The sequence below is a fragment of the Geobacillus sp. E263 genome (genome assembly GCF_007197795.1).
Lineage (GTDB): Bacteria > Bacillota > Bacilli > Bacillales > Anoxybacillaceae > Parageobacillus_B > Parageobacillus_B toebii.
Genome location: NZ_CP041632.1, coordinates 1466254 through 1478499, shown reverse-complemented (window position 1 = coordinate 1478499; position 12246 = coordinate 1466254). Strand labels below are relative to the sequence as shown.

Genomic DNA, 12246 nt, shown 5'->3' with positions numbered 1-12246 from the left:
TTTTCACATATTGCAAGTAAAAATATCACATTATGAACGGTGTTTTGAAATTTCCGGCATCGTTGATCCTTCACTTAGTGAAGGAGATTGGTGCCACGGCTGCGGCATCGGCAAATTAAATAAATCAAGATCGACAATGTATCGGGGGCGCCGTTTTGTTTCTTTATAAATTTTCCCAATATATTCTCCGATCAACCCAAACGCAATAAGCTGCAAGCCGCCGAGAAACCAAATGGATGTAATGAGCGATGTCCAGCCTGTTTGCGTATGGCCGGTAAATTTTAAAAGAAGAAAATATACTCCAAACAATAAGCTGACGAAAAAGGAAACAAACCCAATGAGCGAAATAATGCGAATCGGCGTAATACTAAACGAAGTGATCCCATCAAGGGCAAACGCGATCATTTTTTTGAGCGGATACTTCGTTTTTCCTGCAAACCGCTCTTTCCGATCATAATAGATGGTTGTGGAGCGAAACCCTAGCAGCGGCACAATTCCGCGCAAAAACAAATTCACTTCCTCGAACCGTTCGAGTTCCTCTACCGCCCGCCGGCTCATTAACCGATAATCGGCATGGTTATAAACGAGATCGACTCCCATTGCTCTCATCAGTTTATAAAACCATTGAGCAGTATGGCGTTTAAAAAACGTATCCGTATCGCGCTTATTGCGCACCCCATACACAATTTCATATCCTTCATGAAACTTTTGGACAAAATCGCGAATGACGGAAATATCATCTTGCAAATCCGCATCGATCGAAACGATGCAATCAGAACGCGTTTTCGCAGCAAACAGCCCCGCTAACAGCGCGTTTTGATGCCCCGCATTGCGCGCAAGTTTCACTCCTTTTACTTCCGGATAACGCAAGCTTGCTTTATAAATAATGTCCCATGTCACATCGCCGCTTCCGTCATCGACAAATAATAACGTGCTTTCAGGAGAAACAAGGCGCTCGGCAATCAGCTCCTCCCGAAGATTGCGGAGCTGGCGAATCGTTTCCGGCAATACTTCCTCTTCGTTATAACACGGCACAACAATCGTAAGCATTGGTTCGTTCATGTTAACCCCTCCTTACGGTATCACCTTGTACAAATAAATCGTCCATGCCGATTCTTTGGAATGAAACACTTTTTCAAGCGTCAGCTGATTTTGTTTTGCGTTTTCAATCGGCAATGCCGAGAAAATATAACGGCCGCCCATTTGATAAAACACATCGGTATTGAGCTCTAAATGTTTAATCGTTCGCTTGGAATTCTTTTTAAACATATAATGTTTGCCCAGCTCATCGACAAAAATATAGCAGCGTCCGCCCCATTCATCGAAGTACTCGCGCAGCTTTTTGTTTTTTGCGAGTTCGTTGGCAATGATTTGGCGGAACTGATGTTTATAAGAGAGCGGATAAAAATTGTTGTACGTATCGAGCGTGTAAAATCCGTTATATTGCGCAATCGCCGGATGAATGCCGATGCTGGCGACACGATATTTGTGAACCGGCAGTCCGATGTGCTCTTTTATTTCTTTGAATTGCTTTTCCGCATAAAACTCGCGAAACGACGGCTTATTGCGATGCGCAATTTCCTCGTTAAAAGCAGTGAGAACGACTAACTGAGCGGCAAGCGCTGCAAAACATGCCTTTTTCCATGAATGGCCTTGCTGCCATAAAATTTTAAGGGAAATGGCAAACAGCACGTAAATGACCATCGGCCGCAAAAAGTGATAGCGGGCAAAATTAAATTTATCCAGAAGATCAAAACGTTCTGTTAACGGGACCCAGCCTTTATAAAACCAAAACGCGTACCACGTCGACAGCGCAAAATTCAATACGTGTAAAAATACAAATAGCTTTTCCCGCTTCCATAACTTTTTCTTCCAAACGATATACAACGCCACTAACGTCACCGGCAAAATAATCAGTCCGTGTACCGTCATCACATGTGTATGGCCGAGAATATAGTTTTTAAAAATTAGACGTATGACACGCCAAAGCGGCAAGCGGGCATGAAAATATTCATCACGGCTTGTCGGTTCATCAGAAAATAACAGCGAATGAACAAGGCGGTAATCCACCGCCAAATAAATGGCAGTCATGTACACAATGGCAAAGAAAAAGCGCCAATTCCATCCTTTCCCGCGAATGACATCGACAAGCCACCATATTCCCATCGCACTAAGGAAAAAGAAGAAACCGAGCACGAGACTCGAATAAAACGGCAATAGCGTAAGCACAAGATAGTTTACCCATGAACGCTCGCCAGCGCGGATGTTCAGAAGCGCCCACAGCGCAAGCGGCATTCCAAGCGTGCTAAGCATCCCTGATGGCCAAAACGGTGTCAGCGCAAAAGCAAGCGACGCTCCAATGCGAATCCATACCCATTTTTCATCTGGAACGACATATTTCCTTAACAGCAAGTACATGCCGATAAACGCAAACACGCGAGTAATCGCCTGACTAAGTCCATATGCGTAAATGGATGGAAATAGCGCGTGAAGCCAAACGATTCCGCTAAATTCCGTACCGAACGCATTTCGAGGCAACCCGTTAATAATTTGCGGGATGACCGCATGAACCGAACCAAATAACTCTCCGCTTTTTGTGACGACTTTATACCATGCAATATTGGAATCTAAATTATCATGCACACGCATATGCGCATCTTCGCCAAGCAGAAAATATGGCGATACAAACAGGGCGATTGCAAGGAATGAAAAAAACAGGAGTTGCTTTTCTATTGTCGTCACCTCATCCCCCTCCATTTTTAAAATGTCTTCCTTTATTTTCTAACGAAAAAGGAAAAATATGCATCTTTTCTATCATAGAAAAAAGGCCGCTCCAAAAAGCAGCTTTTGCTTTTTGGAAGCGGCCATGTGTTGCTGATTATGCACACACTTTCATGTTTTTGCCCCTTTTTCTAATTTTTGATACTCTTCTTCTTGCAATTTCCGCCACAATAATTTTCCGCTTGATGTCATCGGCAGCGACGAACGGAATTCGACGATGCGCGGATATTTATAGGCGGCCATTTGAGTTTTCGCCCATTCCATAATTTCTTCTTCTGTGATTTTGCCTACGTACTCATCTTGAAGCACAATAAATGCTTTCACGGTCTCGCCGCGGCGCGGATCAGGAACACCAATGACGCACGCTTGTTGCACGGCCGGATGCTTATAGAGCAACGATTCAACTTCGGTCGGCCATACCTTATAGCCGGACGCGTTGATCATCCGCTTGACGCGGTCGACAATGAAGAAATATCCTTCCTCATCCATGCGGCCGATATCGCCGGTGCGGAAAAACCGTTTTCCATCGATTTCAATAAACGCTTCTTCCGTTTCTTTTTCACGGCGATAATATCCCTTAAACACTTGTGGGCCGTGCACGACGATTTCCCCGATTTCCCCGACGCCAAGCTCTTTTCTGGTCTCCAGGTCAATGATGCGGGCGTCGACGTCAAACGATGGAATGCCCAAGCATTGCAATTTCGGACGATCCGGCGGGTTGAAATGGGTATGCGAAATCGTTTCGGAAAGCCCATATCCTTCCATGTATTGCACTCCTGTCAGCTTAAACAATTTTTCTCCGACCGCTTCTGGAAGCGGCGCGCCCCCGCCAGCGATGCTAGCAAGAGAAGAAATATCATATTTTGACAATGACGGATTGGCCAAAAAGTCAATAAGCATCGTGCTAATATTGACCCAATGTGTACAGCGATGCATTTCAATCAAACGCGCGGCACTATCGCGATTCCAACGGGTCAACAGCACCATCGCCGCTCCCGCAAAAATTGGAAGATGCATGCCTCCTCCCTCAACAACAAATTTAGAAAGCGTTTACAAAAAAATACGCTTCTGTTATTCTTCCTATTACTACTTGTTATACATTATCTATTAACCAACCAGTTAGTATGTATATGTTTTCTTTTATCATACTACGCTCCACTGATAATTTCGATAATTTTCTGAATATTATTTGAAATAAATTCCCCGCCGCCCGCTCCCCGTAAAAGCTATTCTAACCAAGGCGCCAAAATAAAAGGACATCGCAATGCCGGCATTATAGGAAGCGGCGCAGGACAGGGACGCATTCCGACATTGAAGCGACGATGACATCGGCGTCACCGTGCTTAGCCAATCTGTACGCATCGATAAAAATGGTGCGGCAGCCAAGCCGGCGTGCCGGGAGGATATCATTTTCCAAATTGTCGCCGATGCTAAATAAGCGGTCAAGATCGATTTTCACCTGCCCGAGGTAGATCGTTTTTACTTCGGCAGCACCCAGCTTTTCGCCGTTCCAGCGGTACGCTTCGCTAACGATGCCGTTTTGCAAAAACAAAATAAGATCCTTCTCCGTGTCGTACACGCTGCCGATGCGAAGCGGATGGCGGCCGGAAAGAACCGTGCGGTAATCTTCCCAAAAACGGTGTTGATCTTCTTTGTGCAGCCGCTTGGCGACCTGTGCGGCGTAATATTCAAAATGATGGGTTTCTTCATACAATGTACCGTCTAAATCAAAGACAAGCGCTTTTATGTTTCTGTTGTTCATGCTGCTTTCCCTTTCTTGATCGCTGCGGCCGCTTCATATGTTTGTTTTCCGGCCGCAAGCGTGCGGCAACCTGATCGGTAGCGCGAATGGCACACTTTTTTATATTACAAGACGGCCGCACTAAAACGCAAATAATGGAAATTACACGCTGTCAAACAAGCGGTGGCCAATCGAGCGCGGCCAATTCGCGAAACTGCTCGATCACTACATCCGCTTCTGCCAACTCTTCCCCCGCGGCAAATCCAAACCGGCATCCAATCGACCAAATCCCATTATCCTTCGCCGCTTGAATATCGGAACGCCGGTCTCCGACCATCACCGCTTTTTCAATCCCGTAATCATTCAACAGCTGTTTGACTAACGCAGACTTCGACATCAGAGAAAACCGATCGAGGCTGTAAAAATCGATAAAATAGCGCTCGAGCAAAAAGGCGGTCCGAATCGCGGCGAGATAGCGGGAACGCCCGTTGCTTGCGACAAAAAGCGGAATTCCTTGATCGGCAAGGGCCGAAAGCGTTGTGAGCACGTCTGGGTATAACCGCCCGTTTCCATGCTCGATTTCATCAATGATATCATCCAAAAACCATGCGGCTGCTCGGTCGCGCACCGCTTCACTCGCTTCCGGCATCAATTGGCGCCATACTTCTGAAACTGGGACGCCAAGAATCCGCAAATATTCCTTGACTGGGGTGTCACCTTGCCACAGCCCTTCGCGGCGCAGCCGATCAAATGTCTTATGCAGGGCAGGAACAAGGACAGTTTCCGTTTGAAACAGCGTGCCATCCATATCGAAAATGACGGCAAACGGGATTTTGCTCATTGGGTTTCCTCCTTTTGAAACAGCAACAACATCGAATCCATCACCGGCTCATAGCCGATTTCCATATAAATTTTATTCGAAGTAGGGTTGTCTAAATCGGTATAAAGGGAAGCGGTTTTATATCCCGAATCTAATAGCTGCTGCGTCAGTGCCGCCACACAATCGGACGCATATCCGTGTTTTCGTTTTTCCGGCGGCGTATATACCCAGCCGATCGTTACATTCGTTTTCGTTGGACGGGCCCAGCGCGCCATCGAAACCGGCTCCTCATCGATCATCCATACGTATAGTTGCTGATTGGCGATCGCTCCTTGCACCGCCTGCGCCGCTTCCTCTGCGGATGTCGGGAGTTTAACATCCTCACAAAACCGGATAAACCATTGGCACAGCATTTCCATATCGCTCATTTGCGCCGGACGCAGCACGCCGCGTTTGGAGGCAGGCCTTTTCACTTTTTTCAGTGCATAAATCCGCTGTTTCATCTGAATATGGACACGGCGGTGCTGAAGCTTGGCGATCTTTTCCGCGAGTGCCGTCGTCAGCCATTTTTCGCCGATTATCCCCGGTATATTCGGATAGCTTTCGTACAGCTTTTTCGCGATTTCCTCTATTTCTTCGGTCGCAAATGGCAACGATTTTGACAAAATAAGCTGGCGCGGATGCGTTTGCAACAGGACAAGCGCCAGCTTTCCATCTTTATTCACTGTTCCCATATACACCGGCTTCTGTTCCGGATTCATATTCATGATTACGCCTAGCGGCAAATTGTTTTCTCCTTCATGTTGCTCAAGAAACGGCAAGACATCCCGTTTGAACAGAGAAAAATCGCTATATCGCCGCAATTCAAGCATCGCTTTCCCCTCCCTCTATGTATCTATTTGAATTTTCAAAACTATTGTTATAGTATTATAGCATAGAAATAAAAGGATTTACTGTTTTTTTATGACAAATGTGTATTTTTAAACGAAGTAAACTGGTGAGGAAAACAATGAAACCAATTGCCATTCAAGAAATTCCTGAACATATTCAAAATGATGTGGGAACGATATATGCTATCCATTTTCCAAAGCAAGGATATACATCGGATGTAGGAATAATCGAAACAGCTAACGGGACGTATGTCGTCAAACGAGCGAAAGACGAACGTTTCTGCGCATCGCTCGAAAAAGATGCAAAAGCATTAACTTGTCTGTCCTCTACAGCGCTGCCGATCCCGACCTTATACCGGTTTCATGAAACAAAGCATAAAAAAGAGGCGTGGGCGCTACTGGAATATATCGAGGGAGAAACGCTCCAACAAGCATTAGAGAAAGAAACGAACGAAGCAAAACGCGTTTCAACATGAATCGGACGTCATCGTGTTTTTTGAAGGATATGGGAAAAAACCGATCACAAAAGAAGAATATGAGTATTTCGCAAACGGATTGTACGAGTTTTTCTAGAGAATATCATACATAGATAAGGAAAATGGAACGTGCTTACTGCTTTCATTCACGGCTTTATCCTAGCGCTTGGCCTGATTCTTTCGCTCGGTGCGCAAAATGTATTTGTCTTTCAGCAAGGAGCGGCGCAGCCCCGCTTTTTGCGGGCGCTTCCCGCAGTGCTTACCGCGGCGCTGTGTGATACGGCGCTCATTTTATTGGCGGTGCTCGGCGTGTCGGTGGTTGTGTTTACGGTGCCCTGGCTGCAAACGATCCTATTTGCCGTTGGTTTCTTTTTTCTATTATATATGGGATGGACGGTTTGGAAGAGCCAGCCGTCTTCTGCGAACGATCAAGGGTCGATGCCGCCGAAAAAACAAATACTGTTTGCCCTTTCTGTTTCATTGCTAAATCCTCACGCGATATTGGACACCATCGGGATATGATTGGCACCAATTCATTGAATTATGACGGGGCCGAAAAAGTTACTTTTACCGGTGCCTGCATTTCTGTTTCCTGGCTGTGGTTTTTCTTTCTTGCCATTGCCGGAAAAACGATTGGCCAGATTGATCAAAAAGGAACGCTGATGAAACGCATCAATCAACTTTCCGCTCTCATTATATGGGCGGTGGCGGTGTATCTCGCTGTGGAATTATTGAACAATGTAATTCATAAAAGATTTACGCTAAAAAATGTCATTTTATAGAACAAACATCCACGCCTTCCTTCTGTAGCGCCTCATATAACCGCTTCGCAAACAGCACCGCTTTCTTGCCGTCCCCGTGAATGCAAATCGTCTCCGCTTCAATCGGAACATCGATGCCTTGTAAAGAGCGGACGCGTTTTTCTTTCACCATGGCAAGCACCTGAAGAACCGCTTCCTGTTCATCAACAATCAATGCGCGCGGGTCGCTTCTTGGTGTCAATGAACCATCTTGTTGGTACGTTCGATCGGCAAATACCTCACTTGCCGTCCGCAAGCCGATTTTCTTTCCTGCGCGAATTAGCTCGCTTCCAGCAAGTCCGTACAGAATTAAGGCTGGATCGACATCATACACCGCTTTGGCGATCGCCTCCGCCAGCGTCGCGTCTTTCGCCGCCATGTTATAAAGCGCGCCGTGCGGCTTGACGTGCGTCATCGTCCCTCCTTCCGCTTTCACAAACGCAGCGAGCGCCCCAATTTGATAAACAACATACGCATACACTTCTTCTGGAGTTACCGCGATGTTGCGCCGGCCAAATCCAAGCAAATCCGGAAACCCTGGATGCGCGCCGATCGCGACTTTTTGCTCTAATGCCATCTGCACCGTTTTTCGCATCACGATCGGGTCCCCGGCATGAAAGCCGCAAGCGACATTGACCGATGTGACATACTGCAAAATCTCTTTTTCTTCGCCGAGGCGATATATTCCAAAGCTTTCGCCAAAATCGCAATTCAAATCAACGCGCATAGCCGATTTCCCTCCATTTTTGACGAATGATCATTTTCCATTTTTTTATTTCTTGCTCTCGTTCGATATATAACCGTTGTGCTTCTTGCCACGATACTTTTTGAAATTGAATATGATCGCCTGGGCGCGCCTGCGCTAAAATCGGAAGGTCCACGCTAATTACTTGAGCGATGCGCGGATACCCTCCTGTCGGCTGGCAATCGGCCATCAATACAATCGGCTGGCCGGAAGCAGGCACTTGCACCGTTCCAAACGTGACCGCTTCCGAAATCATTTCTTGATTCGTCTTGCGCTCAAGAGCTTGCCCTTGCAGGCGGTAGCCCATGCGGTCCGATTGCGTCGTCACTTCATACGCGGAAGAAAAAAAACGTTTTTGGCTTTGCTCGGTAAACATGTTATATTCCGGGCCTTTCACGACACGTATCATTTTTCTTTTCCCTTTTATGTAATTTCTCGCAGAAAACGCAATCCCCCAACGAATGGGATTTTTTGGAATCGTTAGCGTCTTGGATCGCAGGGACAATACATCCTCCGGCTGCAGCGCTCTTCCATGAAAACCGCCGATGTGCGCTTGTACATGGGTAGAACGGCTGTTCATCACAAGCGGAATGTTAAGCCCGCCCGCAAACGCGATATATGCACGATAGCCGCCTTGGCACGCCCCGATCGATAACACATCACCACATCGGATGACAAGCGGCTTCCACATCGATATTGGTTTGCCGTTTAATGCACAGCGAAACACGCCGCCGCAAATCACAACGAGCGCATCCGTTTCAAAGCGAAGCGTCGGGCCGTTCATCGTAATTTCTAATGTCGCCTCATTTGCGTCATTTTCGACAAGCAAATTCGCAATCCGGCTCGCAAACGAATCCATCACTCCTCCAACGGATACACCGGCTTTTTGATATCCGAAACGTCCTCCGTCCTGCACGGTTGTGAAAAATCCGCTATGTATTACTTGAATCGTGCTCATTCTCCCACATCCTATACTGTTCTTCGGTAATTGGACGAAATTGTACGATATCTCCTGCACGAAGCAAACTCGGCTCCGGATCATGCGGCCGGAACAAAGCAAGCGGCGTTCTTCCGATAATTTGCCATCCTCCTGGAGTCGCCAGCGGATAAATCCCTGTCTGGCTGCCGGCGATGCCGACCGAACCGGCTGGCACAAGCGTTCTTGGGGTAGAGCGGCGCGGAGTCGCGATTTTAGGCGACAGTCCTCCCAAATAGGCAAAACCTGGAGCGAAACCAATCATATAAACACGATAGCGCCCTTGCGCATGAATGGCAATGACCTCGTCTTCCGTCATCCCGTGAAAGCGGGCGACCTCTTCTAAATCCGGACCAAACTCTCCACCGTAACAAACGGGAATGACAACCGTTCGCGATAGCGGGGCTTCCACCTGTTCAACCCGCTCGAGCTCGGTTCGCAGCCACTCGCACATTTCCTCGTAGCTTCCAACGACAAGCGGATCGTAATACACCGTCACAGAGGAAAACGTTGGGACAATATCAAAAATCCCGTCTTTGTTCTGTTGTTCCAAAAAAGCAGCGACACGATGAACATAGTCATTCACTGCTTCGTCTACTTTCGTGGAAAAACGGATCGTCACCGCATATTCACTTAATGGAAACATCGTATAATCCATTGCCATCCCTTCCTTGAAAAAACAATGCTGGGCGGTCTGGTTTCGCTTTTCGGCCGCTTCCGGTGAAAACCGATGCTCCCGAACCAGCGTACTGAATCCCGCCACTACATTGAAAATCGGCACCGCCATTGCGGCCGACTAGCTGACCGTATATTGCCGCCTTCGTTCTTGTTCGATCATATCCCGCTGAAGGCAACTATTTTATTTATCATGCTTCCCCTTGTTTTAAATGAAACGTATATTCATTATAATAACAATAAACGAAATTTTCTATCTATTTTTGATCAAAAAACCCTGCCGATATCATCCCGCACAGTTCGTCCTTTATAAAACTTTCGCTCTTTCTCTAACGGTTTTTCTTTCGCAGTAATAAGGTCAGGAACGATTTTGATGACAACAGTCGCGCTTCCTGCCGATGAGCGGTAAGATGATACATGCTTCTCGGAAAGCGGTCGGTCAAAATAGCCCGGCACATATTTGCCAAGCAACTGGTCGAGCGCTTGCGTCGCTTCGTCTAAATCGGAAACAATCTCGGCTTTGCCAAACAACATAACACTCATATAAGCAGTGCTTGTTTTGGCTGGAACGGGATGCACCATTGTCCCGATATGTTCACTAACGGTAAAACAAACGCGCGGATTGCGACGGATTATATCGATTTTTCTCCCTTCTTCCGCTCCATGCACGTAGATGCAGCCGTTCCACCATACGAAATTAAGCGGTACGACATATGGATCACCACCGTCTGCCAAACCTAAAAATCCGGTCAACGCTTCCTGCAAAAACCGGTTGATTTTTTGTTCATCTTTGCATTCCAACATATCCCTTCTCATCTATTTTCCCCCTTCCTAGTTTATAATGGAATCATAGAAAAAAACTGACCTTATGAACAGGGACAGAATTAAATAAAAAAGAAGGGTCAGAGGAGGAAAAACATAATGGAATTGCAGCCCATTCTCGATCCAACAAACGGTACGCCGCTTTACATGCAGCTGTATACGTACATAAAAGAGGAAATCACAAACGGCCATCTTAAAAAAGGAAGCAAGCTCCCATCGATTCGCGTGCTTTCCCAACACCTAGGCATCAGCAAAAATACCGTCGAAACCGCCTACCAGCAGCTTCTTGCCGAAGGATATATCGAAAGCAAACCTCGCGTAGGATTTATGGTGCAAGAACTAGAAGAACCTCTCGCACCGCAGGGTTCCCAAATCGATGTTCTGCCGGAGGCTCCGAAAAGCACGCCAATTCGCTACAATTTTCGCTACGGTCATATTGACCTTGACCATTTTCCGATGAAAACATGGCGAAAATGTCTTCTCGCGGCGATCGATGCGGAGCGAAGCGAATTATTATGGTATGGCGACCGCCAAGGAGATATCGGCTTGCGCAAAGAAATCCAACGCTACTTGTATCACGCGCGCGGCATTCGCTGTTCGGCCGAACAAATCATTATTGGCTCTGGCACGCCGCAACTGATTGGCGTCTTATGCCAGCTGTTTGATTTTCGGCACGATGCGGTCGCTTTAGAAAACCCTTGTTATAATGTCATTCGCACCGTGTTTCAAAACCACCATTTTTCCATTATCCCGATCGATCTGGAAGAAGATGGTCTGAATATCGACCAGCTGCAAACAACCAACGCGAAAGTCGTTTATGTCACTCCTTCGCATCAATTGCCGCTCGGGATGGTGCTGCCGATCGGAAAGCGGCAAAAGCTGCTGAAATGGGCGCAGCAAGCAAACGGATTTATTATCGAAGACGATTATGATAGCGAATTCCGCTACGGGAGCAAACCAATCCCAGCGTTAAAAGCGCTCGATACGGAAGACCGTGTCGTTTATGTCGGCACGTTTTCAAAAGTGTTCACCCCTGCCATCCGCACAAGTTATATGGTGCTGCCGCAACATTTGCTAGAGCGGTTTCATGAACGCTGCGCCAACTATCATCAGACCGTCGCCACGATCGTGCAAAAAGCGCTAGCCCGATTTATGCGTGAAGGCCATTTTGAACGCCATATCCGCCGCATGCGCACCATCTACGCAAAAAAACGGCAGGCGCTTATCGAAGCGATTCGCGAATACTTCGGTGATCAAGCAACGATCATCGGCGACAAAGCGGGGCTTCATCTTCTTGTAAAAATAAAAGGCAAGGACACCATCGAACTTGTGCAAAAAGCAGAACAAGCGGGCATTCTCGTCTATTCGGCAGCGAAATATTGGTTTGGAAACCGCGGAACGCCGCCTCCGTATCTTTTGCTCGGCTTTGGAGGAATGAGCGAGGCGGACATCCGAGCTGGAATTCGCGAACTAAAACGAGTATGGGAGATTTGAACTACTCCCAAAAAGAAAAACGATGC

General features: G+C 47.0%; 12 protein-coding genes and 2 pseudogenes. 3 read left to right on the top strand and 11 right to left on the bottom strand.

Features of this window, described 5'->3' with window-relative positions; all coding sequences use genetic code 11:
* Nucleotides 1-30 precede the first annotated feature (30 nt).
* The 6 genes and pseudogenes from FNL97_RS07685 to FNL97_RS07660 all read right to left on the bottom strand — a co-directional run bounded on the left by FNL97_RS07685 (nt 31) and on the right by FNL97_RS07660 (nt 6214).
* Nucleotides 31-1062 carry a glycosyltransferase family 2 protein gene (locus tag FNL97_RS07685; RefSeq protein WP_062677348.1) on the bottom strand — a complete coding sequence of 344 codons (1032 nt, stop codon included), beginning with the start codon at nt 1060-1062 and terminating at the stop codon, nt 31-33.
* A 12-nt stretch (nt 1063-1074) separates the two neighbouring features.
* Nucleotides 1075-2742 (bottom strand): DUF6044 family protein, encoded by a 1668-nt coding sequence (locus FNL97_RS07680; RefSeq protein ID WP_143415342.1) that lies wholly within the window; start codon nt 2740-2742, stop codon nt 1075-1077.
* A 150-nt stretch (nt 2743-2892) separates the two neighbouring features.
* Nucleotides 2893-3831 (bottom strand): annotated as a pseudogene (locus FNL97_RS07675) (AMP-binding protein); the annotation flags it as partial.
* Nucleotides 3832-4054: 223 nt separating this feature from the next.
* Nucleotides 4055-4543: an HAD hydrolase-like protein gene (locus FNL97_RS07670; RefSeq protein ID WP_143415340.1), complete on the bottom strand. Its 489-nt coding sequence runs from the start codon at nt 4541-4543 to the stop codon at nt 4055-4057.
* Between the two features lie 151 nt (nt 4544-4694).
* Nucleotides 4695-5363 carry an HAD-IA family hydrolase gene (locus FNL97_RS07665; RefSeq protein ID WP_143415338.1) on the bottom strand — a complete coding sequence of 223 codons (669 nt, stop codon included), beginning with the start codon at nt 5361-5363 and terminating at the stop codon, nt 4695-4697.
* A complete protein-coding gene (locus FNL97_RS07660; protein ID WP_143415336.1) occupies nt 5360-6214 on the bottom strand; it encodes a GNAT family N-acetyltransferase in 855 nt (284 codons plus the stop codon). The genes FNL97_RS07665 and FNL97_RS07660 overlap by 4 nt, the downstream gene beginning before the upstream one ends.
* 137 nt (nt 6215-6351) lie before the next feature.
* Between FNL97_RS07660 and FNL97_RS07655 the strand changes: the two genes are divergently transcribed.
* On the top strand, nt 6352-6708 hold the full coding sequence (locus tag FNL97_RS07655) for a phosphotransferase (protein ID WP_062677343.1): 357 nt from the start codon (nt 6352-6354) through the stop codon (nt 6706-6708).
* Between the two features lie 129 nt (nt 6709-6837).
* Nucleotides 6838-7490, top strand: a pseudogene (locus tag FNL97_RS07650) (LysE/ArgO family amino acid transporter).
* Here the strand turns inward: FNL97_RS07650 and FNL97_RS07645 are convergent.
* From FNL97_RS07645 to FNL97_RS07625, 5 genes are all read right to left on the bottom strand, one after another.
* The gene (locus FNL97_RS07645) at nt 7480-8235 is read right to left on the bottom strand and encodes a LamB/YcsF family protein (RefSeq protein WP_143415335.1); all 756 of its coding nucleotides are present in this window, start codon (nt 8233-8235) and stop codon (nt 7480-7482) included. The pseudogene FNL97_RS07650 and the gene FNL97_RS07645 sit on opposite strands and share 11 nt — an antisense overlap.
* The gene (locus FNL97_RS07640; protein ID WP_143415333.1) at nt 8225-9211 is read right to left on the bottom strand and encodes a 5-oxoprolinase subunit C family protein; all 987 of its coding nucleotides are present in this window, start codon (nt 9209-9211) and stop codon (nt 8225-8227) included. Before FNL97_RS07640 ends, FNL97_RS07645 begins: the two co-directional genes overlap by 11 nt.
* Nucleotides 9186-9887 carry a 5-oxoprolinase subunit PxpB gene (gene pxpB / locus FNL97_RS07635; protein ID WP_143415332.1) on the bottom strand — a complete coding sequence of 234 codons (702 nt, stop codon included), beginning with the start codon at nt 9885-9887 and terminating at the stop codon, nt 9186-9188. Before pxpB ends, FNL97_RS07640 begins: the two co-directional genes overlap by 26 nt.
* Entirely contained in the window at nt 9859-10083 is a 225-nt protein-coding gene (locus FNL97_RS07630; protein WP_062677339.1) for a hypothetical protein, read from the bottom strand. Before FNL97_RS07630 ends, pxpB begins: the two co-directional genes overlap by 29 nt.
* Nucleotides 10084-10171: 88 nt before the next feature.
* Entirely contained in the window at nt 10172-10720 is a 549-nt protein-coding gene (locus FNL97_RS07625; protein WP_015864118.1) for a pyridoxamine 5'-phosphate oxidase family protein, read from the bottom strand.
* 105 nt (nt 10721-10825) lie between these two features.
* Here FNL97_RS07625 and pdxR point away from each other — a divergent pair, with 105 nt between their 5' ends.
* The gene (gene pdxR, locus FNL97_RS07620) at nt 10826-12220 is read left to right on the top strand and encodes a MocR-like pyridoxine biosynthesis transcription factor PdxR (RefSeq protein ID WP_143415330.1); all 1395 of its coding nucleotides are present in this window, start codon (nt 10826-10828) and stop codon (nt 12218-12220) included.
* Nucleotides 12221-12246 lie beyond the last annotated feature (26 nt).